General features: G+C 68.4%; 18 protein-coding genes and 1 pseudogene. 11 read left to right on the plus strand and 8 right to left on the minus strand.

Going from position 1 to position 26,353, the window contains the following annotated elements:
• Positions 1 to 19: 19 nt before the first annotated feature.
• Together VG556_RS15935 and VG556_RS15940 are read left to right on the plus strand one after the other, a co-directional pair.
• Positions 20 to 1,303, plus strand: a complete 1,284-nt coding sequence (locus VG556_RS15935; protein ID WP_100449316.1) for a putative DNA modification/repair radical SAM protein — start codon at positions 20 to 22, stop codon at positions 1,301 to 1,303.
• On the plus strand, positions 1,284 to 2,744 hold the full coding sequence (locus VG556_RS15940) for a UdgX family uracil-DNA binding protein (RefSeq protein ID WP_049406236.1): 1,461 nt from the start codon (positions 1,284 to 1,286) through the stop codon (positions 2,742 to 2,744). The genes VG556_RS15935 and VG556_RS15940 overlap by 20 nt, the downstream gene beginning before the upstream one ends.
• A 44-nt stretch (positions 2,745 to 2,788) precedes the next feature.
• Here the strand turns inward: VG556_RS15940 and maiA are convergent, their stop codons facing one another.
• Both maiA and VG556_RS15950 read right to left on the minus strand, forming a co-directional pair.
• Positions 2,789 to 3,472 carry a maleylacetoacetate isomerase gene (maiA, locus tag VG556_RS15945; protein WP_049406234.1) on the minus strand — a complete coding sequence of 228 codons (684 nt, stop codon included), beginning with the start codon at positions 3,470 to 3,472 and terminating at the stop codon, positions 2,789 to 2,791.
• A 14-nt stretch (positions 3,473 to 3,486) separates the two neighbouring features.
• Positions 3,487 to 4,476 carry a fumarylacetoacetate hydrolase family protein gene (locus tag VG556_RS15950; protein ID WP_049406232.1) on the minus strand — a complete coding sequence of 330 codons (990 nt, stop codon included), beginning with the start codon at positions 4,474 to 4,476 and terminating at the stop codon, positions 3,487 to 3,489.
• Between the two features lie 892 nt (positions 4,477 to 5,368).
• On the opposite strand from VG556_RS15950, the gene VG556_RS15955 reads away from it, so the two are divergent.
• Positions 5,369 to 6,790: a DEAD/DEAH box helicase gene (locus VG556_RS15955; protein ID WP_014035874.1), complete on the plus strand. Its 1,422-nt coding sequence runs from the start codon at positions 5,369 to 5,371 to the stop codon at positions 6,788 to 6,790.
• A gap of 393 nt (positions 6,791 to 7,183) precedes the next feature.
• Here VG556_RS15955 and VG556_RS15960 read toward each other — a convergent pair whose 3' ends face one another.
• Entirely contained in the window at positions 7,184 to 9,778 is a 2,595-nt protein-coding gene (locus VG556_RS15960) for a M14 family zinc carboxypeptidase (RefSeq protein ID WP_049405087.1), read from the minus strand.
• A gap of 74 nt (positions 9,779 to 9,852) precedes the next feature.
• The gene (locus VG556_RS15965) at positions 9,853 to 12,492 is read right to left on the minus strand and encodes a TonB-dependent receptor (protein ID WP_049405089.1); all 2,640 of its coding nucleotides are present in this window, start codon (positions 12,490 to 12,492) and stop codon (positions 9,853 to 9,855) included.
• Between the two features lie 192 nt (positions 12,493 to 12,684).
• Between VG556_RS15965 and queD the strand changes: the two genes are divergently transcribed.
• Together queD and VG556_RS15975 are read left to right on the plus strand one after the other, a co-directional pair.
• Positions 12,685 to 13,047 (plus strand): 6-carboxytetrahydropterin synthase QueD, encoded by a 363-nt coding sequence (gene queD, locus VG556_RS15970; protein ID WP_014645831.1) that lies wholly within the window; start codon positions 12,685 to 12,687, stop codon positions 13,045 to 13,047.
• A 118-nt stretch (positions 13,048 to 13,165) separates the two neighbouring features.
• The gene (locus tag VG556_RS15975) at positions 13,166 to 13,513 is read left to right on the plus strand and encodes a phasin family protein (protein ID WP_014035870.1); all 348 of its coding nucleotides are present in this window, start codon (positions 13,166 to 13,168) and stop codon (positions 13,511 to 13,513) included.
• A gap of 702 nt (positions 13,514 to 14,215) precedes the next feature.
• Here VG556_RS15975 and asnB read toward each other — a convergent pair.
• Positions 14,216 to 16,117 carry an asparagine synthase (glutamine-hydrolyzing) gene (gene asnB / locus VG556_RS15980; protein ID WP_100449314.1) on the minus strand — a complete coding sequence of 634 codons (1,902 nt, stop codon included), beginning with the start codon at positions 16,115 to 16,117 and terminating at the stop codon, positions 14,216 to 14,218.
• Between the two features lie 349 nt (positions 16,118 to 16,466).
• Here asnB and VG556_RS15985 point away from each other — a divergent pair, with 349 nt between their 5' ends.
• Entirely contained in the window at positions 16,467 to 17,156 is a 690-nt protein-coding gene (locus tag VG556_RS15985; RefSeq protein WP_014645829.1) for a winged helix-turn-helix domain-containing protein, read from the plus strand.
• Positions 17,153 to 18,499, plus strand: a complete 1,347-nt coding sequence (locus tag VG556_RS15990; RefSeq protein WP_049408265.1) for an ATP-binding protein — start codon at positions 17,153 to 17,155, stop codon at positions 18,497 to 18,499. Before VG556_RS15985 ends, VG556_RS15990 begins: the two co-directional genes overlap by 4 nt.
• Here the strand turns inward: VG556_RS15990 and VG556_RS15995 are convergent.
• Both VG556_RS15995 and VG556_RS16000 read right to left on the minus strand, forming a co-directional pair.
• The gene (locus VG556_RS15995; RefSeq protein WP_032959213.1) at positions 18,496 to 19,965 is read right to left on the minus strand and encodes a sensor histidine kinase; all 1,470 of its coding nucleotides are present in this window, start codon (positions 19,963 to 19,965) and stop codon (positions 18,496 to 18,498) included. The genes VG556_RS15990 and VG556_RS15995 overlap by 4 nt on opposite strands.
• Positions 19,962 to 20,681 carry a response regulator transcription factor gene (locus tag VG556_RS16000; protein WP_014645826.1) on the minus strand — a complete coding sequence of 240 codons (720 nt, stop codon included), beginning with the start codon at positions 20,679 to 20,681 and terminating at the stop codon, positions 19,962 to 19,964. Before VG556_RS16000 ends, VG556_RS15995 begins: the two co-directional genes overlap by 4 nt.
• 144 nt (positions 20,682 to 20,825) lie before the next feature.
• Between VG556_RS16000 and msrB the strand changes: the two genes are divergently transcribed.
• The 4 genes and pseudogenes from msrB to VG556_RS16020 all read left to right on the plus strand — a co-directional run.
• Complete coding sequence (msrB, locus tag VG556_RS16005; protein WP_032959218.1) at positions 20,826 to 21,398, plus strand: peptide-methionine (R)-S-oxide reductase MsrB; 573 nt, start codon at positions 20,826 to 20,828, stop codon at positions 21,396 to 21,398.
• Between the two features lie 2 nt (positions 21,399 to 21,400).
• Positions 21,401 to 23,170, plus strand: coding sequence for a cytochrome c biogenesis protein DipZ (locus VG556_RS16010; protein ID WP_100449313.1), 1,770 nt, complete (start codon positions 21,401 to 21,403; stop codon positions 23,168 to 23,170).
• 14 nt (positions 23,171 to 23,184) lie between these two features.
• Complete coding sequence (msrA, locus tag VG556_RS16015) at positions 23,185 to 23,922, plus strand: peptide-methionine (S)-S-oxide reductase MsrA (RefSeq protein ID WP_032959274.1); 738 nt, start codon at positions 23,185 to 23,187, stop codon at positions 23,920 to 23,922.
• 242 nt (positions 23,923 to 24,164) lie between these two features.
• Positions 24,165 to 25,601, plus strand: a pseudogene (locus VG556_RS16020) (PLP-dependent aminotransferase family protein); the annotation flags it as partial.
• A gap of 14 nt (positions 25,602 to 25,615) precedes the next feature.
• Here VG556_RS16020 and bioD read toward each other — a convergent pair.
• Entirely contained in the window at positions 25,616 to 26,299 is a 684-nt protein-coding gene (gene bioD / locus VG556_RS16025) for a dethiobiotin synthase (RefSeq protein WP_032959221.1), read from the minus strand.
• Between the last annotated feature and the right edge of the window lie 54 nt (positions 26,300 to 26,353).

Here is a 26,353-nt window from a genome sequence, read left to right on the forward strand (position 1 = left end):
TCATCCGTAGGTTTCCTCAATGGAAACCATCCGCAAGCTGGCCATTCTGGCCGACGCCGCCAAATACGACGCGTCCTGCGCCTCCAGCGGCTCGGGCAAGCGCGATTCGCGCGCCAGTGGCGGTATCGGCAGTACCGAGGGCATGGGCATCTGCCACAGCTACACGCCCGATGGCCGCTGCGTTTCGTTGCTGAAGATCCTGCTGACCAACTTCTGCATTTACGACTGCGCCTATTGCGTGAACCGGGTCTCCAGCAACGTGGCCCGCGCGCGTTTCAGCGTGGACGAGGTGGTCACGCTCACCCTGGACTTCTACAAGCGCAACTACATCGAGGGCCTGTTCCTGTCCAGCGGCATCATCCGCAATGCGGACTACACCATGGAGCAGATGGTGGAAGTGGCCGGGCAGCTGCGCGAAGAACACCGCTACGCCGGCTACATCCACCTCAAGACCATTCCCGAGGCCTCGCCGGAACTGCTGGCCAGTGCCGGGCGCTATGCGGACCGCCTGTCCATCAACGTGGAACTGCCGACCGAAGCCGGCCTGAGCGCCTTGGCACCGGAGAAGACGGTGCACTCGATCCGTGGCGCGATGGGCGAACTGCGCTGGCGCATCGAGGAAGCCAAGGAGGCTCGCAAGTCCCCCGCAGCGGTGGCGCCGACGGCCAGTCGCAGTGTTCGCCCGCGCCCTCCGCGTTTCGCACCGGCCGGGCAGAGCACCCAGATGATCGTCGGCGCGGACGGGGCAAACGACCAGCAGATCCTGGCCAGCGCCGACAGCCTGTACGGCAACTACCGCATGCGCCGGGTCTACTACTCCGCGTTCAGCCCGATTCCGGACGCCAGCCGGCAGCTGCCACTGCAGCCGCCACCGCTGCAGCGCGAACATCGCCTCTACCAGGCTGACTGGCTGCTGCGCTTCTACGGTTACGGTGTGGAGGAGATTACCGACACCACCCAGGACGGCATGCTCGACCTGGATATCGACCCCAAGATGGCCTGGGCGATCCGCCATCCCGAGCGCTTTCCGGTCGATCTGAACCGGGCACCGAAGGAAATGCTGCTGCGCGTGCCCGGCCTTGGCGTGCGCAACGTCAAGCGCGTGCTGATGGCACGCCGCCACGGGCGGCTGCGCGTGGCCGACATCGCGCGCCTGAAGGCACCGATGAGCAAGCTGCTGCCGTTCGTGCTGCTGGCCGACCATCACCCGCGCAAAGCACTGGATGATCCGGCGGCGCTGCGCGCGCAGCTGGCCCCGCCGCCGCGCCAGGGTTCGCTTTTCGATGCCCCGTCTGCGTCCTGACGCGCAGCGGTGGTCGCTGCGGGTGGATCCGCCGTGGTCGCTGCAGGCCTGGCGCGATGCTGCGCGCGAAGCGTTGCTGCGCGGCGTTGCCCCGCCGCAGCTGGACTGGCTGGAAGGGAGTGACACGTCGCTGCTGGATGCGCCGGCCGTGCAGCAGGCGCCGATGCTTGCCGATGCCGGTGCACCCAACGTTCCACGTGACTTCCTGGAGCTGGCGGCCACCTGCCTGTGCCATCGCGATCCCCAGCGCCTGGCCTTGCTGTATCGCCTGCTGTGGCGCATCGCCCATGGCGAGCGATCAGTGCTGGGCAACCCCGCCGACGCCGATGTCCTGCGCGCGACAGCCCTCGCCCAGGCCGTCCGCCGTGACACGCACAAGATGAAGGCATTCGTGCGCTTCCGCGAGGTACCTGGCCAGCCTGATGCGTTCATCGCCTGGTTCGAGCCGCAGCACCACATCGTCGACCGGGTCGCGCCGTTCTTCGCGCGCCGCTTCACCGGCATGCGCTGGGCGATCCTGACCCCTTCGCGCAGCGTCGCCTGGGATGGGCAGGCGCTTGCCTTCGGCCCCGGTGCACGGCGCGAAGATGCCCCGGCCGAGGATGCACGCGAGTCGCTGTGGCAGACCTACTACGCCAGCATCTTCAATCCGGCGCGGCTCAACACACGGATGATGATGCAGGAGATGCCGGCAAAGTACTGGCGCCACCTGCCTGAAGCACAGTTGCTGCCACGCCTGGTGCGCGACGCGGCCGACCGCGTGCAGGAAATGCATGACCGGCCGGCACAGGCACCGCAACGCAGGATTCCCCCGCGTGCGAACGCTGCGACGCCGGCAGCCGATGCCAGCAGCCTGGACAATCTGCGCGGACAGGCCAGTGCCTGCCGCCAGTGCCCGCTATGGGAGCAGGCCACGCAGACCGTGTTCGGGCAGGGGCCTGCCGATGCGCGGGTGATGGTGATCGGCGAGCAGCCCGGTGATACCGAGGATCTGCGCGGGCAGCCGTTCGCAGGACCTGCCGGCCAGGTGCTGGACCGCGCACTGGCGGAACTGGGAATCGATCGCGCCCAGCTGTACCTCACCAACGCGGTGAAGCACTTCCACCATGAGCGGCGCGGCAAGGTGCGGCTGCACAAGCGGCCGGAAAGCCGCCACATCCAGGCCTGCCGCCCCTGGCTGATGGGTGAGATCGCACGCGTGCGGCCCCAGGTGATCGTATGCCTCGGCGCGACAGCCGCAGCCTCGGTATTCGGTCGTGGTTTCGACCTCGCACGCGACCGCGGACGCTGGCACACCCTCGAGGACGGCACGCGCGGCTACGCCACGGTGCACCCGGCATGGGTGTTGCGGCAGGCCGACGATGCGCGCCGCGAGGAAGCCTACCGGGTGTTCCGCGATGACCTGGCCCGTTTGCGGCAGAAAGGGGACGGAGGGGATTAAGTCGTAAGTGCATATACGACTTAATCCCCTCCGTCCCCTTTTTTTCAGGCGGCGTCGGGCTGGTTTTCCGGGCGTGCGCGGTCGAAGGCATCCACTGCCTGGCAGGCCGCTTCGATGCGGCGCAGGGTCGGGTACGGTGCCAGGTCCAGGCCGAAGCGGTGGGCGTTGTACAGCTGCGGCAGCAGGCAGATATCGGCCAGGCCGGGACGGTCACCATGGCAGAAGGCGCCGGTGTCACGACTGTTGACCAGCAGGGCTTCCATCGCCGCGAAGCCCTCGGCGATCCAGTGCAGGGTCCACTGCGTGCGCGCATCGGCCGGCACCTGCAGATCGCGCTCCAGGTACTGCATCACCCGCAGGTTGTTGATCGGGTGGATGTCGCAGGCCACCAGCTGGGCCAGCGCCCGCACCCGCGCGCGGCCGGCGGCGTCGGCCGGCAGCAGCGGTACCTGCGGAAAGCGCTCGTCCAGGTATTCGAGGATCGCCAGCGACTGGGTCAGCACATGCCCCTCATGCAGCAGGGTTGGCACCTGCTGCTGCGGGTTGAGCGCCCGATAGGCATCCCGGTGCTGCTCGCCACCGTCGCGCACCAGATGCACCGGCCGGGCCTCCCAGGCCAGGCCCTTCAGCTCCAGGCCGATGCGCACGCGGTAGGCGGCGCTGGATCGCCAGTAGGTGTACAGCACGATGCCGTCGTCGACCGGGCCGTCGTCAACCAGGATCTCCATGGCCGCCTCCATGCTCAGGGCCTGGCCGCCTGTTCGATGCGCTGCTCGATCGCACCGAAGATGCTGTTGCCGGCGGCATCGAGCATCTCGATGCGGACCACGTCGCCGAAGGACATGAACGGCGTGCTCGGCTTGCCATCGCGCAGGGTTTCGACCACGCGCTGCTCGGCGAAGCACGACGCACCCTTGCTGGTGTCCTCGTTGGCGATGGTGCCCGAGCCGACGATGGTGCCGGCGACCAGCGGACGGGTCTTGGCCGCATGCGAAACCAGCTGGGCGAAATTGAACTGCATGTCCACGCCCGCTTCCGGCGCACCGAACCACTGGCCGTTGATGTGGGTCAGCAGCGGCAGGTGCACCTTGCTGTCCTGCCACGCGGCACCCAGCTCGTCAGGGGTGACGAACACCGGCGACAGCGCCGAGCGCGGCTTGGACTGCAGGAAGCCGAAACCCTTGGCCAGCTCGCCCGGGATCAGGTTGCGCAGCGAGACATCGTTGACCAGGCCGACCAACTGGATATGACCGGCTGCCTGTTCCGGGGTCGCCGCCATCGGCACGTCGTCGGTGATCACCACGATCTCCGCTTCCAGGTCGATGCCGTGGTCCTCGCTGACCACCTTGACCGCATCGCGCGGGCCGTAGAAGCCGGCGCTGGTGGCCTGGTACATCAGTGGATCGGTGTAGAAGCTCTCCGGCACCTCGGCGCCACGGGCACGGCGCACGCGCTCGACGTGCGGCAGGTAGGCGCTGCCATCGACGAACTCATAGGCGCGCGGCATCGGCGCGGCCAGTGCCTGCGGGTCGAGGTCGAACACGCCATCGGCATCGCCAGCGTTGAGCGATTCGTACAGGGCGTTCAGGCGCGGGGCGATGTGGCTCCAGTCCTCCAGGGCCTGCTGCAGGGTGGCGGCAATGCCGGTGGCGCGCACGCCGTGGCGCAGGTCACGCGAGACGACGATCAGGGTGCCGTCGCGGCCGCCTTCCTTCAAAGAACCAAGCTTCATGGGTGGGTGTCCGGAGTCGTGGGCAAACAAGTTTCAAGTGTAATCAAATCTGCGGCGACGCCAAGCTGCAGCGCGGCATCGGCCCACCCTACCGTAGTGGGGGGTTCGGCAGGGCTTGCTGCCCTGCACCTGCTCAATGCAACAGCAACGGCAACGTCAAAAGCGGCTCTGGCTTTCTACTGGTTGGGCGGGGCGGTGTGGGTGGGCAGGACACGCCGTAAACCCGTCCATGGGGGCTCGATGGCGCCATCCATGGCGCCAACGGTCCTGCCCACCCACACCGCCCCACCCCCCCCCCCCCCCCCCCCCCCCCCCCCCCCCACCCCCGACAGGTTCCCAATGACTGATCGAACATCCACATCATTCATCGTCGAGATCCGTCGGACACCGAAATTGATCGAATGAGATTCGACAGATCGCGGAAAACTGTCGAAGGCGGGGTGGGTCCGGTGACAGGGGCGTGAGCCGCATGGATGCGGCGACCGAGCTTACATGGACGTACTTGCAGCGCCCCCTGCCACCGGACCCACCCCGCCTCCCACAGGAACCCGGCCTTTGACGTTGCTTCAGCCTCTGCGGGTGCAGGGCGCAGCCCTGCAGAGAGAACCCCTACCTGAACAGGCCTTTTTGCGCGAAGTCTCGAACATCGTTTAGACTTGCAGGGTCTGCAGCGGCCGTCCGTTTCCCTCCGGGATCGCCGGCGACCAGGGTCCGCCCTCTTCGCCCGCCCCCACTCCGACGCCGTTCGTCACGCATTCCAGCCTGCGCTTCGTGCCGGCTGCACCCAATTCTCGCAGCGCGGTTCACGGGAACGCTCCGAGTCAGCCGATCAGTTTGATCTGCCCCCGTCTGTCCGCTCGGACAGGCGTTTCTTGTACTTGGAGCAAACTCAATGTCTTTTGAATCGCTGGGCCTGGCGCCCTTCCTGCTGCGCGCGCTCGCCGAGCAGGGCTACGAAAACCCGACCCCGATCCAGCAGCAGGCGATCCCGCTGGCGCTGGCCGGTCGCGACCTGCTGGCCGGCGCACAGACCGGCACCGGCAAGACCGCCGCGTTCGGCCTGCCGCTGCTCCAGCACCTGGGCACCGCCTCGCAGGAGGTACGTGCCGGCCCGCGCAAGCCGCGCGCGCTGATCCTTGCCCCGACCCGCGAGCTGGCCACCCAGGTGCATGACAGCCTGCGTGGCTACAGCAAGTACCTGCGCATCCCCAGCGCCTGCATCTACGGCGGCGTCGGCATGGGCAACCAGCTGGACATCCTGCGCCGTGGCGTGGACCTGCTGGTGGCCTGCCCGGGCCGCCTGATCGACCACCTTGAGCGTCGCAGCGTCGACCTGTCCGGCATTGAAGTGCTGATCCTGGACGAAGCCGACCGCATGCTCGACATGGGCTTCCTGCCGTCGATCAAGCGCATCCTGGCCAAGCTGCCGAAGCAGAACCGCCAGACCCTGCTGTTCTCGGCCACCTTCGAGGACAACATCCGCCAGCTGGCGCTGGAGTTCATGCGCAACCCGGAACAGATCCAGGTAACGCCGAAGAACACCGTGGCCGAAACCATCACCCACCGCGTGCATCCGGTCGACGCCGGCCGCAAGCGCGACCTGCTGCTGCACCTGCTGGCGCAGGACAGCCGCGAGCAGACCCTGGTGTTCGCCCGCACCAAGCATGGCAGCGACAAGCTGGCCACGTTCCTGGAAAAGTCGGGCATCAAGACCGCGGCGATCCACGGCAACAAGAGCCAGGGCCAGCGCCTGCGTGCGCTGGGTGACTTCAAGGCCGGCCGCGTGACCGTGCTGGTGGCCACCGACATCGCCGCGCGCGGCATCGACATCAACGAGCTGCCGAAGGTGATCAACTTCGACCTGCCGATGGTGGCCGAGGACTACGTGCACCGCATCGGCCGCACCGGCCGCAACGGCGCGACCGGTCAGGCGATTTCGCTGGTGGCGCAGGATGAAGTGAAGCTGCTGCGCGCGATCGTGCGCCTGCTGGGCCGCGACATGGACATCCGCGATGTGCCGGGCTTCGAGCTGCAGACGCCGATCCGCTGGGGCAACAGTGCGCCGGGCAAGGCCGAGCACGATACCGGTGAGCGCGCACCGCGCAAGAGCCACGCGCGCCGTCCGCACGGCGATGCGCCGCGCCATGCGCATGCTGGCCCGAAGAAGGCCGGTGGTGGCCGCCGCGAGGGCGGTGGCAATGGCCAGCAGCGTGCCGGTGCGGGCGCGGGTCAGGGCCAGCGTCGTGGCGGTGGCGGCAATGGTGGCGGCCGTGGCCGCGGCCAGGGTGGCAACGGCGGCGGTCGCGCCGGCTGATCCCAGCTGACAGGGAGTGTGCTTCCCGCTGCGCGGGGGCTTCTTACCGAGGGACGGCGCTGACGCGCCGTCCTTTTTTTGTTGCTGGCTACCGTGAGTAGAAGCTGGCGGTGTGTTGCGCTGAGGGCGGATGGGCATGGGGCCCGAGGCATGCCTCGGGCGGGTTGGGCAGGACGCCCAACCCCGGTCTAGCCGTGTGCGCAGGACAGCGCACACGAGCAAGGCGCATCGAGCCCCCATGGGTGAGGGCGCTTTGCCTGCGAAGCACGGCTTCGCAAGCGACCGAACGCCCAGCCGCCAGCGGCTGGGCCGGCCCGCGGAGCGGGGTTTACGGCGTGTCCTGGCTGAGGCCCCCTGCCTCCCAAGCACAACAGAAACTCGGCGCCAAACACCTCAACCCCGCGCTTTCGCCGGATTCACCAGATTCCCGAAGAAGATCGCGTTGATCAGCAGCCGGTCCGTGCCATGCCAGTACTTGCGATGCGCCGGATCATCGGCGAACAGCACCACGTTACCCTGCCCCTGCGCCGACACCAGCAGCCACGCGCTGCCCGCCACCCGCGTGCGGTTGCGCTCGGACAAGTAACCGTTCACCCGCGGCGGCGCGTCGATGCGTACCACCGTCGAGAACGGGTTCGCACTCGGCTGCAGCGTCACCGTGTTTTCCTTGTTGATCGCCAGTTGCCGGCGCGGCACGCCGAACGCCAACGGATGGCTGGTATCCACGTCGGCACTGAGGATGTTGCCGCTGACCCGCTCGATCGCGGCGATGTCGCGCTGGTCGCCGAACGCACGGCGGCTCTCGTCGGCAGTCTCTTCTTCCTTTCCGAGCTTCTCACCGTCGGCCAGCTTCTGTTCGATCGCCCACTTCGAGGCGCTGCCGTAGGTCACCAGTGAACCTCCGGCCTGCACCCAGCGCTTCAGTGCGGCCACCGCCGTGGCATCGATGCCGGTGTAGGTGCCGCCGGACAGCACGATCGTGGTGTAGCGGTCCAGCGGCACCTTGCCCAGCTGCTGCGGGTCCAGCTTGCTGGCAGGCAGGTGCAGCTGCTGGTCGAGCAGGAACCACGCCGAACCGATCTCGGTGGCGGCCACGCCCTCGCCCATCACCAGCGCGACCGTGGGCTTGCGCAGCGCCTTGACGCCGTCACTGCCGAGGTCGATGCCTTCGCGGCTGCGGCCGCTGGGCAATGCGTGCACCTGCACACCCGCCTCGCGCGCGGCCGACGTCACTGCCTCAAGCAGCGCTGCGCCCTGCAGCGATTGCCCGGCCACCGGAATCACCAGGCTGCCGGCGGCGAAGCTGACCTCGCCCTGCGCGGTCGCGGTGGTGAACGGCTGGAATGCCGCACGTGCGCTCACGCCCTTGCCCTGCAGTGCGGCCAGCGCGCGCCCGGCGTTGTAGTCGCGCCAGTCGATCGCGTAGGCGAATCCGGCCTGGCTGCCCAGCACCGCGCCCTGCGCAGCCGGCAGCGCGGTCACGCGTGCACCGCCTTCGATACGGCTGCGGCTACCGGCGAAGGCCACGCCGTAGGCCGGTGCGATTGCATAGCTGGTGCTGCCGTAGAACACATCACCCTTGATCGGCGGCGTCTCGGCAAAGATCGAATGCACCAGGCGGAACTGCGCCTGTTGGACCGGCACAACGTAGGCGCTGCCGGCATCGAAGCGCTGGCCATCGACAGTGACGGCACGATCCAGCGCGCGCACCTCGACGCGATGCAGCAGCAACAGTTCCAGCAGGCGACGGGTCAGGGCCGGGTCATGCGCATCACCGAACACGAAGCTCTTCACCGGCTGCTGTGCGGCCTGCTTCAGCGCGCTCTGGAAGAACTGCTTCTGCAGGTCGAACAGGCCGCTGCGCTCGGTCACTGCGCCACGCACCGTGCCCAGCCCGGTGGCGACCTGGTTGCGGATGGTGAACGGGAACGTCAGCAGGCCATTCACCGATTCCTGCACGCGGCCGCGCGAGCTGGCCTGTTCGACGGTCACGCCGACGGCACCATGGAAGTCCGGGTAGGTCGAGCCGTATACCGGCGAGAAGTTGTCGAAGTTCTCGCCGGTGTAGTACAGCGAGCCCAGCGCATCCAGCGCCTGCGCGTGGTACCTGGCCAGGGTCTTGTTGAATTCGTACGACGCCGCGGGAATCAGCGGACTGTGCATGCTCTTCGGCGAGGGCTCGAAGTAGTAGGTGCTGTCCTTGCCCATTTCGTGGAAGTCGATCTGCACGTTCGGGTACCACTGGTGGAACACCTCCACCTTCGGCCGCGAGTCCTGCTGGGTCAGGGCCAGCCAGTCGCGGTTGAGATCGGTGAAGTAGTGGTTGGTGCGCCCTTGCGGGAACGGTTCGACGTGCTCCTTGTCGACCGGGTCGGCCGAGGCCGGATCGGAGGCCCACGCGTTGTGCCAGTTGGCGGCACGATCGCGACCGTCCGGATTCTGCGCCGGGTCGAACAGCACCACCGCCTGCTGCAGCCACTGCTGGGTTTCGGCGCTGCGGTTGGCCACCAGGTAGTAAGCCGTCAGCATCGCCGCCTCGGCACTGGAGGTCTCGTTGCCATGCACGCTGTATCCCAGCCACACCACCACCGGGCTGTCGCCCGCCGCACTGCGCGGCTGCGCCGGATCGGCCAGGGTCGCGTGCTGCTGGCGGATCTGTTCCAACCGCGCGTGGTTGCCTGCGGCAGTGACAGTGGCGATCAACAGCGGGCGGCCCTCATAGCTGCGGCCGATCTCGCGCACGCTGATCCTGTCCGAGCGCCGGGCCAGTTCCTGGAAGTACGCCACCAGCTGGTCGTGCCGGGTGTAACGGCTGCCGATCGGATAGCCGAGGAACTGCTCCGGCGTGGGCACGGCGGTATCGAACGCCGCTGCATCGGCAGCCTGCGGAAAGAAGTAGGTGCTCTGTGCCTGTACCGGCTGCGGCTGGAACAGTGCGGTGGCGGCGGCAAGCAGCAACGGAAGAACGGCACGACGATGCAAGGACACAGTGACTCCCCTGGAACACAACGGCAGGCGGTCGCGCGACCGGTCCCTTGGGGAGACCGGTCGCAGCGGGTGGATCAGAAGCGGTAGTCGAAGCCCAGCGTGAAGTAGCGGCCGCGCAGGTCGTACTGGCTGAAGTCGTACGGCGCGCGGATGCCCGGGAACGAGGCATCGTACGGCGGCGTCTTGTCGGCCAGGTTCTGCACCTTGGCGTACACCGTCAGCTTGTCGATGCCGGTGTAGGCCAGGTACAGGTCGTACTGGCTGTAGCTGCCGACGCGCTGCTGCACGGCCTTGGCGGCGGTGCTGGCCTCCTGGCGGTAGCTGCTGGTGTAGTACCAGGTCACCGCGGCGTTGAAGTCGCCGTATTTCCAGTCCAGGGTGGTGGTGGCCTTGTCCTTGGGCAGGGTCGCGCCGAGGTTGCTGCCGGCGTAGTCGACCAGCGGGCCACCGACCACGGTCGGGCGACGGTAGTCGCGCACGTGGGTGTAGGCGGAGGACACGGTGAAGTCGCCGAGCGCAGCGGTCGGGATGCGCTGGCGCAGCTCGACGTCGATGCCCGAGGTCTTCAGCTCGCTCAGGTTCTGGTAGCGGTTGTAGACGGCCTGCAGCTTGCCGCGCTCGTCGCGCTGCACGGCGCCGGCCACGTTGTCGTTGACCAGGGTCTGGGTGTTGTTGGTGCCGACCAGGTTGTCCAGCTGGATGCGGTAGTAGTCCACGCTGAGGTTGGTGTTGGCCCATGGCGACAGCACCACGCCGAAGTTCACGCTCTTGGTGCGCTCGGGCTTCAGTGCGTTGTTGCCAACGGTGAAGAAGGTCGGATTCTGGCGCGAGCCCGGCACGTCCGGATCACGCGGGTCGGCCACGCTGCCGTAGGCGATGCTGGTGCTGTTGGAGTTCTCCGACAGCGACGGTGCACGGAAGCCCTTCGACGCCGAGGCACGCACCAGCAGGAAATCGAGCGGCTGCCAGCGCAGGCCGATCTTCGGCGAGAACGCATCGCCGAAATCATCGTAGTGATCGGCACGCGCGGCGGCGGACAGTTCCAGGGTCGAGGCCAGCGGCACGTTCACTTCGGCGTAGGCGGCACTGACCTGGCGCTGGCCATGTACTTCGGCGATGGCCGGGCGCACCTGCAGGCCGGCATCGATCTGCCACGGGTTGTTGGAATCGAGCTTCTCGCGGCGCCACTCGGCACCGGCGGCGAAGCCGATCTCGCCAGCCCAGGTGTGGCCCAGGCTGCCGGAAATCTTGGCGTCGACGCCCTGCAGCTTGGACTCGGCCGGACGCAGCGTGGCGATGTTGATCGAATCACGTACCGACTGCGGCGTGGCCGCCGGATTCAGCAGGTTGTAGCTGCCGGTGGCCAGCGCATCGGCCAGCGCCCAGCGATTGGCGAAGCCGCCGGACACGCTCTCACGCTCGCTGCTGCGTGCGCCGAATGCAGCCACTTCCCAGTCCCAGTTCGCAGTGGTGCCACGCAGGCCGAACACGCCGCGATAGGCGGTGGAACGGTTGGTCTTGATCGTGCCGCCGAGGTCGAAGAAGGTGTATTCGATCGGGATCGCACGGCCGTACGGGTTGTACGGATTGTTGGCCGGCAGCAGCGACGACACCGGTTCGGCCAGGCCACTGTTTGCGTTCAATGCGAAGCGGCCGCTCTCCAGGGTGAAGAACGGGCTGCTGCCGAACCATGCGGCACTCTTGATCTGGCTGTACAGCACTTCGCCGAAGGCTTCGACGTTGTCGTTCAGGCGGAAGGTACCGTTGGCATAGGCCTGGTAGCGCTTGGTCGAGGGGATCAGCGTGGTGAACGGGGCCTGGTTGAAGCCGCAGGTGTCGCCGGCCAGGCCGTCGATCGGCGCGCTGGCGACGCGGGTGGTACCGACCGGGCAGTTGCCGTTGGCGTCGAGCATCGGCACCGACACGCCGTTGACCAGGTAGCGCGCGCCCTTGGCCGACCAGCCGTTCCAGCGGCCACCGGGCTTGTCGGTGTAGATGCCGCTCTTGGTCAGGTTGCGTTCGTCCTGGTCCAGGCGCTCGCGGTTGTAGCCCTGCAGGCTGAAGAGGATGTTGTAGCCGTCGGTGTCCAGATCACCGAGGCCACCGACGAACTTCAGGTTCTGCTCGTGCAGGCCGCCCTGGTCGGCACCGCCGAAGCTGCCGCCGATCTCGGCGCCTTCGAAGTTTTGCCGGGTGATGATGTTGACCACGCCGGCCACGGCGTCGGAACCGTACACCGCCGAGGCGCCGTCCTTGAGCACTTCGATGCGCTCGACCGCGACCAGCGGCAGCGCGTTGAGATCGACGAAGGTGTCAGACAGGCCACCGGCCGGGAAACCATAGTTGGCCAGGCGGCGGCCGTTGAGCAGCACCAGCGTGTTCTTCTGCGACAGGCCGCGCAGGCCGATGCCGGCCGAGCCGGAGGCCCAGCCGTTGTTGGTGGTTTCGTTGCTGGCGTTGCCGGTGTTGGCCGAGATCGAACGCAGCACATCTGCCACGGTAGCCTTGCCGGTCTGTTCCAGCTGCTGGCGGCCGATCACCTGCACCGGGTTGGAGGCCTCGGTATCGGTGCGCTTGATGTTGGAACCGGTGACACGCACGGCGGCCAGGGTGCTGGCTTCGCCACTGGCGTCGGCGGAGGTTTCGGCGGCGGCAGACAAAGGCGCGGCCAGAGCGACGGCCAGGGCCGCCACGAGCAGGGAGTGCTTGGGCATGACGATGTGGGGGAGGTGGTAAGGGCGATGAAGTTCCGCAGTAGTCCATGCCTGGCCCGGGTCCGGCCAATAACATCTCTTCATACGGATATAAGAGAAACTATCATCTCTTCATCCGGATGGAAAGAGTTACTTCACGAGAGCCCGGCATCCGCTCAGGATGGCCGGCCACCTGCGGCGTACAATTGCGCCATGGAAATCTTCAAAGTCTTCATGCTCGAGGCGGCGCACCGCCTCCCCAACGTACCGCCGGGGCACAAGTGCGCGCGCCTGCACGGCCACTCGTTCCGGGTGGAACTGAAGGTCGAGGGCGAGCCGGGTGCGCAGACCGGCTGGATCATGGATTTCGGTGACGTGAAGGCGGCCTTCCAGCCGATCTACGATCGCCTGGACCATCACTACCTCAACGACATCCCCGGTCTGGAGAACCCGACCAGCGAGAACCTGGCGGTGTGGATCTGGAACGAGCTCAAGCCCGGCCTGCCGGCGCTGAGCGAGATCACCGTGCACGAAACCTGCACGTCGGGGTGCCGTTACCGCGGCCCCACTGCCTGATCAACCCATTGATCTGAAAGGTGTTTCAAAGGCGCCCCGCGCGCCTTTGTTATTTTTGTTGCATTGCCGCATCAAGGGCGTATGCTGCAATGCATCAAGCCACTCCCTGACGCCCCCCATGGCCGCCGCCTTCAGCGATCGCTTCAGTGATGCCACCCGCCAGCTCGCCGCCGCGGCAACGCGTGCGAACCGGTTGGCGTTGGAGAACGCGGAAAGCATGTTCGGCGTGCAGCTGAAGGTGATGGAGCGCAACCTGACTGCGACCGGCGGCTGGCTGGGTGAACTGGCCCGCGGCGAGGATGCGGCCGGGACGCTCTCCAAGGGCGCGCAGCTGTGGCAGGACAACCTGCAGCGGCTGGGCCAGGCCCAGCAGGACGTGGTCGGTCTCGGCCTGCAGGCCAGCAAGGCTTGGTCCGAGCTGGTGCAGGGCTACAACGAATCAACGGCGGACGCGAACAACCACTGACGCGACGCAACACTCATTGCGTGGGTCCCTCCCCCCACGCAATCCGGACCCGGCAGATCCCTCCCTCTGCCGGGTCTTTTTTTGCTTGTCGTTTGGATACCGAAGCGCGTCTTCGTGCGACGTCTCTGCAGGCTGAAGGGCCCCGCCGGGGCGGGCAGGGGTCTGGGCAAATGTCCCCCGGCGCCGGCCGTTGGCCGTCACCTCCTCCTTTACTTTGCCCAGACCCCTGCCCGCCCCGACGAGGCTCGGCGTGCGGTGAGGAGAGCGCAGCACGCGCGGCAGCCTCTCAACGAGGCGCCGGAGGACATTCGTACGCAAGGGCATCCGTCCTGCGCCGCGCAGAATGCATCCGCCACAAGCGTGTCTTCGTCCTGATTCGCCGCGAACTGAAGGGCCCCGCCGGGACAGGCAGGGGCCTGGGCAAATGTCCCCCGGCGCCGGCCGTTGGCCGTCCCCTCCTCCTTTACTTTGCCCAGACCCCTGCCCGCCCCGACGAGGCTCGGCGTGCGGTGAGGAGAGCGCAGCACGCGCGGCCGCCTTTCAAGGAAGCGCCGACGAACTCCGAACGCAGGGCGGATGCCCTTGCGTACGAAGTAAAGGGGGAGGTGACGGCCAACGGCCGGCGCCGGAGGACATTCGTACGCAAGGGCATCCGCCCTGCGCCGCGCAGATTGAACCCGCCGCACGCGATGCAGGAACGGCTCAGCGCCCGCGACCACCGTGCCAGTGCGGGTGCCACGCCTGGAACATCAGCACGTTCCACAGGTGTGTGTGCCACTTGCGCTCGCCCCGCAGGAACGCCTCCCAGACACCACGCACGCGCGCCACATCGAAGCAGCCCTGATTGCGCAGCAGCTGCGGATCCAGCAGCGCCTCCGCCCAGTCGCGCAACGGACCAGCCAGCCAGCGCGCCATCGGCGGGCCGAAGCCGCGCTTGGGGCGGTACACCAGCGGTTCCGGCAGGTAGCGCGCCAGCAGGTGCTTGAGGATCAGCTTGTGCTCGCCATCGTGGTACTTCAGGTGCTGCGGCAGCCGCCAGGCCAGGCGCACCACCTCCATGTCCAGCAGCGGCGCACGGGTTTCAACACCCGCCGCCATGCCCGCGCGATCAACCTTGGCCAGGATGCCCTCGGCCAGGTCCATGCGGAAATCCAGCAGCTGGATGCGCGCCTCGGCCGGCAGCGCCGTGTCCTGCTGCTGGAAGATCGTCACCGGTTCGCGCGCGCCCAGCACCACCTGCGCCGGCTGCCGCCAGCGGGTCACGCGCTGCAGGTAGTGGCCTTCCACATCATTGGCAGCCACCTCGGCCACCAGGGCGCGCCAACCACCGAGGCGGCCGCGCTCGACGTTCATGCGGTTGCCGCTGCGCCGCGCCAGGTCGCGTACCCAGTCCGGCAGGCCACCACACAGGCGCGCATTGCGCAGCGCGCGGCCATAGCTGGGATGCCCGAAGAACAGTTCATCGCCACCGTCACCGGTCAGTGCCACCGGCTTGCGCGCCCCCAGCAGTTCACTGGCCAGCAACGTCGGCAGCTGTGAGGCGTCGGCAAAGGGTTCGCACCAGACCTGCGGCAGGCGCTGCAGCAGGTCCAGGCCCTGGCGCGCGTCCATGCGATGCAGGTGGTGCTGCACGCCCAGATGGCGCGCGACCTGCGACGCCCAGTCGCTCTCGTCATGCCCCGGATCGTCGAAGCCGACCGTCCACGCTTCGATCGGCAGGGTCGATTGTGCCTGCATCATCGCCGTCACCAGCGAGGAGTCGGTACCGCCGGACAGGAACGCGCCGCACGCCAGGGGCGAGTGCATGCGTGAGGCGATGGCCTTCTGCAGTACCGCTTCAAGCTGGTCGGTGGCCTGTTCCAGGCTCGGCGCCGGCTGCAGCGGCTCCTGCAGTGCACTCTGCATCGCGTCGCGTGCGCACCAGTAACGCGCGCCCCCCTGCGCGGCCTGGCTGGAGCAACCCGCGGCATGGTCGCTGAGATCGATACGCAGCATCGCGCCCGCCACCAGTTTGTGGATGCCACGGTAGATGGTGTGCGGCGCCGGCACATAGTCGTGGCGCAGCAGCAGGCTCAGGGCATCCTGGTCGATGCTCGGCGCGAAGCCGGCGAAGGCCTGCAGCGCCTTCAACTCCGAGGCGAACAGGAACTGGCCCTGATACCAGCCGTAATACAGCGGCCGCTCGCCCACCGGATCACGGGCCAGCCACAGCACGCGCGACTCCCGGTCCCAGACGCTGAAACCGAAGGCGCCTTCGATGCGCGACAGCGCCCGCTGCACGCCCCATTCGACGATCGCCTGCAGCAGCAGCCGCGCATCGCTGCAACTGCGGGGCAGATCGCGCAGCTGCGCCTGCAGGTCGCCGCGGTTGTACAGGCGGCCGTCCAGGCACAGCACGTAGCGACCGCAGTCCGAGCTCAGCGGCTGCAACGGCGTATCGGTCGGCGCCCGGCAATGGCCCAGCGCGAGGCCGGCCTCGGCGTCGGTCCAGTAGCCGATGCGGCCACGCCCACGCTGCTGCAGCGCGCGCAGCATCGGCGCCAGCTGCTGCAGCAGCTGCTCATCCTCGGCGGGCGGCAGCCAGGCCCCGACCACGCCGCTCATCGGAAGCCTCCGCACTGGCAGCGGCGGGACAGGTTCGGCAGGCAGGGGGCGGCGGGCGACATGGGGACGGCACGCGGAGCGGAGGAGACTCCATGCTCGGCGCGGGGGCGCGCGGCGTCAGTCGCTTTGCTGTCAGCGATCGTCACCAGCCGTATCACGAAGGTAACGTTTTGTAACAGCAACAGGCTATGCTGGCCGCCAAGTTGTTGCCGGGACTGAGACCCGGCCCGCGCGCCAGCAACCCCGGCTGAATGGCGCCCGCCCCCGGGACCCGGGCGGCCCGAAGCCTGGGATAGCATCGCCGCGCTCGTGCTGTGGCGGTACGTTTGCGCCCACGGAGGCCTTGGAAATGCTGGATATCGTACTGGTCGAAGACGATGCCCGCCTGGGAACGATGGTCAGCGACTACCTGCAACGGCATGGCTACCAGGTGGCCCACGAGCGCAGCGGCGAGCGCGCCGTGGCCCGGATCCTGGCGGAGAAGCCGGCCCTGGTGCTGCTCGATGTGGGCCTGCCCGACCAGGATGGTTTCGAAGTGTGTCGGCAGATCCGGCCCCACTATGACGGCATCATCTGCGTGCTGACCGCCCGTACCGACAACATCGACCAGGTGCTGGGCCTGGAACTGGGGGCCGACGATTACATCGGCAAACCCATCGAACCGCGGGTGCTGCTGGCCCGCCTGCGCGCCCACCTGCGCCGCCACCGCCGGGTCGAACCGCGTGACGGCAGCCTGCGCTTCGGCGAGCTGAGCATCGACCCGTCCACCCGCAACGTGCACCTGCAGGGCAGCCTGCTGGAGCTGACCACCGCCGAGTTCGACCTGCTGTTCCTGCTGGCCAGCAATGCCGGCCAGATCCTGGACCGCGACGCGCTGCTGCGCGGCCTGCGTGGCATCGCCTTCGATGGCCTGGACCGCTCAATCGATGCCCGCATCTCGCGCCTGCGCCGCAAGCTGGGCGACAACCCGGAGCAGCCGGAACGGATCAAGACCGTCCGTGGCCGCGGCTACCTGTTCAGCCGCTCGGCATGGGGATGAAACGCACACCGTCGGCGATGCGCGGCCACGCCTTCCACTTCCTGCGCTACGGCATCGGTTTCCTGGTCGCCCACCTGTTGTTGATCGTGCTGGGCCTGTGGGCCTGGGACGCCCTGCTGGAAGACCGCACCGAAGCCGGCCTGCAGGCCGAGATGCGCGGCACGCACGCGCTGCTGCAGCATCGCTTCGCCGAAACCCCGCGCGAGCAGTGGCCGGCACTGGCGCGCGAACTCGACGCCGATTTCGCCTACGCGCTGCGCATGGTGCCGCTGGCCGAGGCGGTGAAGGCGCTGCCGGCCAGCCAGCGCCCGCCGTTCAACAACGGCCGCGTACAGATCGACCTGGAGCACATGCGCAGCCTGCAGCGGATCGGCGACAGCGACTACGCCGTGATGCTGGGCCCGTTGGACGAGGCGCTGCCGGACGAAGGCTGGCAGGACAGCGAAGTATCCGGTGTGGCGATCCTGCTGCTGATCCTGATGGTGGCGGTGGCACTGCCGATGTACGTGATGGTGTACCGGCTGTGGCGCGACGTCTCGCAGTTGGCCCAGGCGGCCCGCCGCATGCGCGACGGCCAGCTGGACACGCGTGCGCCGCGCGCCGGCACCGCGCTGGTGCGGCCGCTGGCCAACGCCTTCAACCACATGGCCGAGCAGCTGCAGCAGCTGCTGGAAAGCCAGCGCGTGCTGGCCCAGGCGGTCGCGCACGAGGTGCGCACGCCGTTGGCACGGATGCGTTTCGGCCTGGCCGACCTGGAGGACACTGCGCTCGACGATGTGCAGCGCGATGCGCTGGGCGGGCTGCGCACCGACGTCGATCGGCTGCAGCACCTCACCGATGCCGGCGTCGAATACGCCGCACTGGGCCGCTGCCATCAGCTGACCCGCCAGCGCCTGCAGCTGGCGGCGCTGGTGCGCGGCGTGGTGGCCCAGTTCGCACCGTTGCCGATCCCGGTGCAGCAGGCGTTGTCGCCGGTGGGCCTGGTCAACGTCAACCGGCACATGCTGGAACTGGCGCTGCGCAACCTGCTCGGCAATGCGCTGCGTTACGCGCGTCGGCAGATCCGCATCGCCAGCACGGTCAATGACGGCTGGCTGTGCCTGCAGGTGGAGGACGACGGCCCCGGCATCGCACCGGAACTGCGCGGCCAGGTGCTGCAACCCTATGTGCGGCTGGACCCGGGCAGCCCCGGCTTCGGCCTCGGGCTGGCGCTGGTGCAGGTGGTGGCCGACAAGCATGGCGGCCAGGTCGAGGTGACCGATTCGGCGCTGGGCGGCGCCTGCATCCGCCTGCACCTGCCGCTGGAAACCGGCGGTGTCGTGGAGGCCGAGGCAGCCTGCTAGACCGCCGTTTCCGCGCGCGGCAAGGCAAACACGAACAGCGCGCCTCGTTCGCTGTCGCGCAGTTCGATGCGGCGGCCATGCAACTGCACGATGCGCTGCACGATCAACAGGCCCAATCCGCCGTTGTCGCCACGCCGCGCGCCGAGCGCGGCCGGTGCCTGGAACAGCTGGGTACGCAGCGCCGGGGCTACCCCGGGGCCATCATCGGCGACGCAGACCTCCACGCTGTCGGCGGTCGCGCGCAGGCGCACCTCGATCTGGCCACCCTCGGGTGCATGGCGCAGCGCGTTGTCGAGCAGGTTGGTCAGCACCCGCTCGACCAGGCCCAGGTCCGCACGGACCAGCGGCAGGCCAGGCGGAAACGCCGCGTGCAGCTGCTGGCCACGCGCCTGTGCCGCCAGTTCGAACTTCTGCAGCACGTCCTGCAGCAGCTCCGGCAGCGCAAACACTTCCCACTCCAGCCGCACTTCGCCGTGCTCCAGCCGCGCCAGTTCGAACAGCGCGCGCGCCAGCCGGCCGACCTTGGCGCTCTGTGCCAGCGCAATGCCGAGATAGCGGCGGCGCTCATCCGGTGACAGCGTGGCGTCCTTCAACGCCAGCGTTTCCAGGTAGCCGTGCAGCGACGACAACGGCGTGCGCAGGTCGTGCGAGATGTTGGCGACCAGTTCACGGCGCTGCAGATCCTGCTGGCGCAGTTGCTGCCACTGCTCGCCCAGCCGCTGCGCCATCTGCGCGTGCGCATGTTCCAGGATCACCAGTTCGTCGCGCTCACCAGCGCGCAGCGGCTCCGGCGGCGGCAGCGGCGTCGGCGCATCGATGTCAAAGGCCTGGATCCGCCGGGTCAGCCGCCGCAACGGACGCGTCACCCAGTAGAATGCGACCAGCCCGGCCAACAGGCCGAGGCTGCCGACCAGCACCACCGACCACAGCGTGGTGTTCCACTGGCTGCCGGCGGCAAGATCGTCGGCGAGCATCTGCCGGTGCTCGCCGACCAGCACCACGTACACATAGCCGGCCGGCCGGCCCTGCACGATCAATGGTGCAGCGCTGAACACCTTGCGGCCATCGGCGCTGCGCGGGTCATCGCCGAGGATCGGCAGCGGTGCACCGGCCAGCAGGCGACGCAACGGCGCCACGTCCACCCGGTTGCGCACCAGATGTCCACTGGGTGCATCGTGACCGAGGATGCGGCCCTGGTCGTCCAGCAGGTAGACCTCGACGCTGGGGTTGACCGCCATCAGCTGGCCGAACAGCGCGCGCACCGCGGCATCGCGCATGCCGCTGGTGTCCATCAGCTCGCTGCGCTGGGCGATGTGTTCGGCCAGGCCCAGCGACAGCCGCTGCACGACTTCCTGCTCGTGGCGGGTGTTGGCACGCATCTGCAGTGCCAGCAGCGCCATGCAGCACATCAGCATCAGCGCGGCGGTCACCACCGCCAGCTTCTGCCACAGGTTCGGCTTGATCATGCCGCCGCCCCGGCCGGGTCGACCAGCTTGTAGCCGCGGCCCCACACCGTCAGCAACCGCCGTGGGTTGGCCGGGTCGGGTTCGATCTTGCTGCGCAGGCGGTTGATGTGGGTGTTGACCGTGTGCTCGTAGCCATCGTGCTGGTAGCCCCAGACCTGGTTGAGCAGTTCCATGCGCGCGAACACCTGGTCCGGATGACGGGCGAAGAACAGCAGCAGGTCGAACTCGCGCGGCGTCAGTTCCAGCGTGTTGCCATCCACCGAAGCGGTGCGCGCGACCGGATCGAGCTGCAGCCCACCCAGCTCGATCGCGCCGGCATCGATGCGCGCGCTCTGCGCCATCGCCTCGGCGCGGCGCAGCAGCGCACGTACCCGTGCCACCAGTTCCGGCATCGAAAAGGGTTTTGCCAGGTAATCGTCCGCGCCCAGTTCCAGGCCGACGATGCGCTGCGTTTCACTGCCGCGCGCGCTGATGATGATGATCGGGACATACCGCGCCATCGCGCGTGCGCGCTGGCACACCTGCAGCCCGTCCACGCCGGGCAGCATCACGTCCAGCACCAGCGCATCCCACGGGCCGTCCTGCTCGAGCAGGCGCAGGCCGGCATCGCCGCTGGCGGCATGGGCGACGTCGTAGCCCTCATCACCCAGGTGCATGCGCAGCAGGTCGGCGATGTGGGCATCGTCTTCAACGATCAGCACGCGTTTGGTCGACATCGGCAGCTCGGGGCCAGTGGGGAGGCTGGCTGCATTGTGGCGCGGGACGGCCGCCGATACCTCACGAAAAATTGAATCCTGCGTGAGGATTCGTTGACCCGGGCGGGCGCAGCATGGCCCCGTCGCCCCTTCCCGGAGTCCGCCATGTCCCTCTCCCGCCGCCATCTGCTGGGCCTGGGCGGTGTCGCCACCGCCGCCGGCCTGTTCGGCCTGGGGGCCTGCAGCCGCGCCGCCCCGGCCGCCGCCGAAGCGCGCCCGTCGCGACAGTTCGAGGTCATGCACAGCGATGCCGAGTGGCGCCAGCGACTGACGCCGGCGCAGTACGCGGTGCTGCGCCAGCAGGCCACCGAGCGCCCCTGGAGCAGCCCGCTCAACAAGGAACACCGGCAGGGCACCTTCGCCTGCGCCGGGTGCGCACTGCCGCTGTTCTCCTCGTCCACCAAGTTCGAGAGCGGTACCGGCTGGCCCAGCTTCTGGGCGCCGCTGCACAACGCCATCGGCGAAGACCGCGACGTCACCTTCGGGATGCTGCGGGTGGAGGTGCATTGCCGCCGCTGCGGCGGCCATCTCGGCCATGTGTTCAACGATGGGCCACGCCCCACCGGGCTGCGCTACTGCATGAACGGTGCGGCGATGGTGTTCGCTCCCGGCGCCACGGATGGCACTGCCGACGGCTGGCGGGTGCCGGTCGGTTCTTCCCCTGCTTCCGGAGCCTGACGATGCTGCTGTTGCTGCTTGCCTATCTGGGGGGCGCGCTGACCCTGCTCAGCCCCTGCATCCTGCCGGTGCTGCCGTTCGTGTTCGCGCGTGCCGATCGCCCGTTCCTGCGCAGCACGCTGCCGCTGCTGCTGGGCATGGCGCTTACCTTTACCGTGGTCGCCAGCCTGGCCGCGGTGGGCAGCCAATGGGTGGCACAGGCCAACCAGGTCGGACGCTGGGTCGCCCTGCTGCTGATGGCGTTGTTCGCGGTCGCCCTGCTCTGGCCACGACTGGCCGACCACCTGCTGGCGCCGTTCCAGCGCATGGGTGCCCGCCTGAGTGCGCGCGCCGATGCGGCGGATGCCGCGGGGCACGGCGGCGCGTGGACCTCGCTGCTGATCGGCATCGCCACTGGCCTGCTGTGGGCACCGTGTGCCGGGCCGATCCTCGGTCTGGTGCTGACCGGCGCCGCCCTGCATGGCGCCAGCGTCGGTACCACTGCGCTGCTGCTGGCCTACGCACTGGGTGCGATCACCGCATTGGCGCTGGCGGTGTGGATCGGCGGCCGGGTGTTCCGCGCGATGCAGGCGCGGCTCGGCCTCGGCGATGTACTTCGCAAGGGGCTGGGTGTAGCCGCGCTGCTGGCCGTCGTGGCGATCAGCCTCGGCTGGGATACCGGCCTGCTGACCCGCTTGTCCACGGTCAGCACCGCGCGTATCGAGCAACGCCTGCTGGATGCAGTGCCCGGCGCGCAGCCGGCGGCACCGCCGATGATGATGATGGCCGGCGCCAATGCCGGTGCCGATGCAGCGCTGCCGGTGGAAGGCACGCTGCCCGCGCTGGACGGTGCCACTGGCTGGCTCAACAGCCCGCCCCTGAGTGCACAGCAGCTGCGCGGCAAGGTGGTTCTGGTCGATTTTTGGACCTATTCCTGCATCAACTGCCTGCGCGCGATGCCGTTCGTGCACGAATGGGAGCGACGCTACCGCGACCACGGCCTGGTGGTGGTCGGCGTGCACACGCCGGAATTCGCCTTCGAGCGTGACCCACGCAACGTGATGAAAGCGGTGCAGCAGCTGAAGGTCGAGTACCCGGTGGCGCTGGACAACCAGTACACGATCTGGCGCGCCTTCAACAACCGCTACTGGCCGGCGCAGTACTTCGTCGACGCGCAGGGCAACATCCGCGGCCACCAGTTCGGCGAGGGCAACTATGCGCGCTCGGAACAGATGATCCGTCGCCTGCTGGCCGAAGCCGGGCAGACCAATCTGCCGCCACCGGCCGATCCCGCTGCCGCCGGCCTGAAGGGCGTGGCCGTGCAGGCCGACATGGGCAACCTGCGTTCGCCGGAAACCTACCTGGGCCACGCCCGCGCCGAGCAGTTCGCCTCGCCCGGCGGGCAGCGCAGCGACGCCGCGTTCGACTACACGCTGCCGGCCACCCTGGCGTTGAACCAGTGGGGGCTGTCCGGGCGCTGGACCGTCACCGATGAGGCCGCACAGCTGCAGCAGGCCGGCGGCCGCATCGCCTTCCAGTTCCATGCGCGCGACCTGCACCTGGTGCTGGCACCGAGCGAGGACGGCAGGCCAGTGCGTTTCCGCGTCTGGCTGGACGGCAAACCGCTGCCCGCCGCCGATGCCGGCAGTGATGTTGGTGCCGATGGCAGTGGCGTAGTCGACGAGCACCGCCTGTACCAGCTGGTGCGCCAGCGCGGCGCAGTCGGCCCGCATCGCTTCGAGATCGAGTTCCTCGATGCGGGCGTGCAGGCCTATGCCTTCACCTTCGGTTGAACCGGGAGGACATGATGAAACTCTCCTTTGAACAGGGCATCGCCGCCGGTGTGGCCGGCCTGGTGGCCACGGCCTTGATTGCCGGTGTGCTGCTGGTTGACCACGGCGCGATTGCGGCGCCGGTCGAGGCCAGCGCGCAGATCCAGGCACTGCCGGCCCCCACCGGCGATGCGGCGTTCCGCGATGACGCCAGCCACGCCAGCGTGGTGTTCGCCGGTGGTTGCTTCTGGGGTGTGCAGGGCGTGTTCCAGCACGTCAAGGGCGTGAGCAATGCCGTGTCCGGCTACATCGGTGGCAGTGCGGCCAATGCGCGTTATGAGCGCGTCAGCGGTGGCCAGACCGGGCATGCCGAAGCAGTGAAGATCGACTACGACCCGCGCCAGGTCAGCTACGGGCAGCTGATGCAGGTGTTCTTCTCGGTGGTGCACGACCCGACCCAGCTCAATCGGCAGGGGCCGGACCACGGCAGCCAGTATCGCTCGGCGATCTTCAGCGACGACGCACGCCAGCAGGCTGCCAGCCGCGCCTACATCGCCCAGCTCGGCCAGGCCGGCAGCTACCGCGCGCCGATCGTCACCCAGCTGGTCAGCGGCCAGCGCTTCTACCCGGCCGAGAGCTACCACCAGAACTACATGACCAACTACCCGCAGGCGGCCTACATCCGCTACTACGACGCACCGAAGCTGGCCGCGCTGGGCAGGCAGTTCCCGGCGCTGTACCGGCGCGAGGCGGTGCTGGTGCCGATGCGGTAGCCGGCATTCCCCCTTGGGCTGACCGACGCTCGGCGGTGCTCTCTGTAGAGCCGAGCCCACGCTCGGCTGCTGTTGGCGGAAGTGCAGCCGAGCATGGGCTCGGCTCTACACACAGAAAAAGACGCACGGCCATCCAGCCGTGCGTTTGGGAAGTATCGGCCGTGCCCCGATCAGGCCCGGCCGACAACGACATGCTAGGCTCGCCATCATCATGGGTACAGCACCAGATGGTGGGAAATTCGATGGATACAGATGACCAGAGCGCGATGATCCCACCCCGCTACCAACGGCTGTCCGACGAGCTGGCCGAGGCCATCCACGGCGGACGCCTTCCGGTTGGCAGCCGCCTGCCTTCGCTGCGGCAGATGGCCCTGCAGCGCAGGCTCAGCCTGAACACGGTGATTGCCGCCTATCGCCAGCTGGAGGACGCCGGCCTGGTCATTCCGCGGCCAAAAGCCGGCTTCGAGGTGGCGCCGCGGTTGTCGGTGCCAGAGCGTTCGCTGCGTGATACCCCGTCCGCACCCACCGCACCACTGCAGCAGGTGCTGATGGCCCGTGTGCTGGAAGCACAGCGCCGCCCCGGTGTGATCGACCTGGCCTTTGCCGGTCCGCGCGGGCGCCAGTTCTATCCGGGCGCGCAGCTGGCCCGGCATACCGCACAGGTGCTGCGCCACGGCCAGCAGACGGTGGAGACCTACGCGCGCCCCAACGGCTCGCCACGGCTGCTGGCGCAGATCGTGCGGCGTGGCCCGCGCATGGGGCTGCACACCGACAGCGAACGCCTGCTGCTGACCCATGGTGCGATGGAGGGCCTGCAGCTGGCGCTGCGCGCGGTCACCCAGCCCGGTGATGCGGTCGGCATCGAGGCACCGTCCTACTTCAACCTGTATCCGTTGCTGGCCAACCTCGGCCTGCAGGCCATCGAGCTGCCCACCCATCCGCAGCACGGACTGGATGTGGATGCGCTGGACGCGCTGCTGCAGCACACACCGCTGGCCGCACTGGTGGTGATGCCGACCGTGCACAACCCGCTCGGCTGCACCATGCCGACCGCCGCCAAGCAGCGCCTGGCCGAGCTGGTCAACGCACGGCAGCTGCCGCTGATCGAGGACGCGGTGTACGCCGAGCTGCAGTTCTGCGAACCGCCGGCGCCCCTGCTGAAGGCCTTCGATCGCGACGGCTGGGTGATGGTGGTCGGAGGTTTCTCCAAGACACTGGCGCCGGATTACCGCATCGGCTGGCTGGATGGCGGCCGCTTCGCCGAGCGCATCGCGCTGCTGAAATTCCAGTCCACCGGCGGCGAGCCGCAGCTGCTCGGTGACGCGGTCGCGGCTTATCTGGAAGCGGGCAGCTACGAGCACCACCTGCATCGCATGCGCCGGCTGTACCGCGAACAGGTGGGACGGCTGCGCCAGCTGGTGGCCGAGCACTTCCCAGCCGGCACCCGCGCCACCGAACCGCAGGGCGGATTCCTGCTGTGGCTGGAACTGCCGGGCGTGGATACGCGCGAGCTGTTCGAGCGAGCGCTGCAGGAGGACATCGTGTTCATGCCCGGCCAGGTCTATTCACGTGGCGCGCGATACCGCCACTGCCTGCGGCTGTCGTGCTGCCAGACCCTGGATGCGCGCTTCATCGGCGCGGTGGAACGACTGGGCGCGATCGCGCGGGAGCTGGCGGCCGGCACTACCCAGGATCACTCGAGCAGGTGCGCGCTCAGCGCTTCGCCATCCGCTCCCGGCAGATGCGGCAGCCGTCCCCAACACGGCATCGGCAGGCGCTGCTGCAACGTGGCGATGTTCTCATCCTGGCGCTGCATCGCAGGGTCGATGTGGTTGCCGATCCAGCCCAGGCACTGCACGCCGCTGGCCTGCAGCGACTGCGCAGTCAGCCGCGCATGGTTGACGCAGCCCAGCCGCATGCCCACCACCAGCAGCACCGGCAACTGCAGTGCTCGCACCAGGTCCAGCTGGTCCAGCGTGGCCGAGACCGGCGCCAGCCACCCACCGACGCCTTCCACCACCACGATGTCGGCCTGTGCGCGCAGTCGCGCGAACGCAGCCACGATCGGCGCCAGTTCCACCTGCACGCCGTCCTCGGCAGCGGCCAGCTCCGGTGCCAGCGGCTGCCGCAGCGCATACGGGTTCAGATCGGCATAGTCCGGCACCGGCCAGCTGGCTGCCTGCAGCGCCAGCGCGTCTTCGTTGCGCAGGCCCTGCCCCAGGTCTTCGCTGCCGCTGGCCACCGGTTTCATGCCCACCGCGCGCAGGCCGCGCCGGCGCAGCGCATGCAGCAGCGCGGTGCTGGCCGCGGTCTTGCCGATCTCCGTATCGGTGCCGGTAATGAACAGGGCGGGCGGCAGCGTAGCGGGCAACGGCATCGATGGGCTCCAACAGGGCAACAGAGCGTGCATTATCGCCGGCCCGGCGCGCTT

Source organism: Stenotrophomonas sp. CASM106, assembly GCF_049384825.1.
Lineage (GTDB): Bacteria > Pseudomonadota > Gammaproteobacteria > Xanthomonadales > Xanthomonadaceae > Stenotrophomonas > Stenotrophomonas muris.

Coding starts and splice junctions, on each gene's coding strand:
- VG556_RS15935 (WP_100449316.1), top strand. CDS start 20: ATGGAAACCATCCGCAAGCTGGCCATTCTGGCCGACGCCGCCAAATAC.
- VG556_RS15940 (WP_049406236.1), top strand. CDS start 1,284: ATGCCCCGTCTGCGTCCTGACGCGCAGCGGTGGTCGCTGCGGGTGGAT.
- maiA (WP_049406234.1), bottom strand. CDS start 3,472: ATGGAGATCCTGGTTGACGACGGCCCGGTCGACGACGGCATCGTGCTG.
- VG556_RS15950 (WP_049406232.1), bottom strand. CDS start 4,476: ATGAAGCTTGGTTCTTTGAAGGAAGGCGGCCGCGACGGCACCCTGATC.
- VG556_RS15955 (WP_014035874.1), top strand. CDS start 5,369: ATGTCTTTTGAATCGCTGGGCCTGGCGCCCTTCCTGCTGCGCGCGCTC.
- VG556_RS15965 (WP_049405089.1), bottom strand. CDS start 12,492: ATGCCCAAGCACTCCCTGCTCGTGGCGGCCCTGGCCGTCGCTCTGGCC.
- queD (WP_014645831.1), top strand. CDS start 12,685: ATGGAAATCTTCAAAGTCTTCATGCTCGAGGCGGCGCACCGCCTCCCC.
- VG556_RS15975 (WP_014035870.1), top strand. CDS start 13,166: ATGGCCGCCGCCTTCAGCGATCGCTTCAGTGATGCCACCCGCCAGCTC.
- asnB (WP_100449314.1), bottom strand. CDS start 16,117: ATGAGCGGCGTGGTCGGGGCCTGGCTGCCGCCCGCCGAGGATGAGCAG.
- VG556_RS15985 (WP_014645829.1), top strand. CDS start 16,467: ATGCTGGATATCGTACTGGTCGAAGACGATGCCCGCCTGGGAACGATG.
- VG556_RS15990 (WP_049408265.1), top strand. CDS start 17,153: ATGAAACGCACACCGTCGGCGATGCGCGGCCACGCCTTCCACTTCCTG.
- VG556_RS15995 (WP_032959213.1), bottom strand. CDS start 19,965: ATGATCAAGCCGAACCTGTGGCAGAAGCTGGCGGTGGTGACCGCCGCG.
- VG556_RS16000 (WP_014645826.1), bottom strand. CDS start 20,681: ATGTCGACCAAACGCGTGCTGATCGTTGAAGACGATGCCCACATCGCC.
- msrB (WP_032959218.1), top strand. CDS start 20,826: ATGTCCCTCTCCCGCCGCCATCTGCTGGGCCTGGGCGGTGTCGCCACC.
- VG556_RS16010 (WP_100449313.1), top strand. CDS start 21,401: ATGCTGCTGTTGCTGCTTGCCTATCTGGGGGGCGCGCTGACCCTGCTC.
- msrA (WP_032959274.1), top strand. CDS start 23,185: ATGAAACTCTCCTTTGAACAGGGCATCGCCGCCGGTGTGGCCGGCCTG.
- bioD (WP_032959221.1), bottom strand. CDS start 26,299: ATGCCGTTGCCCGCTACGCTGCCGCCCGCCCTGTTCATTACCGGCACC.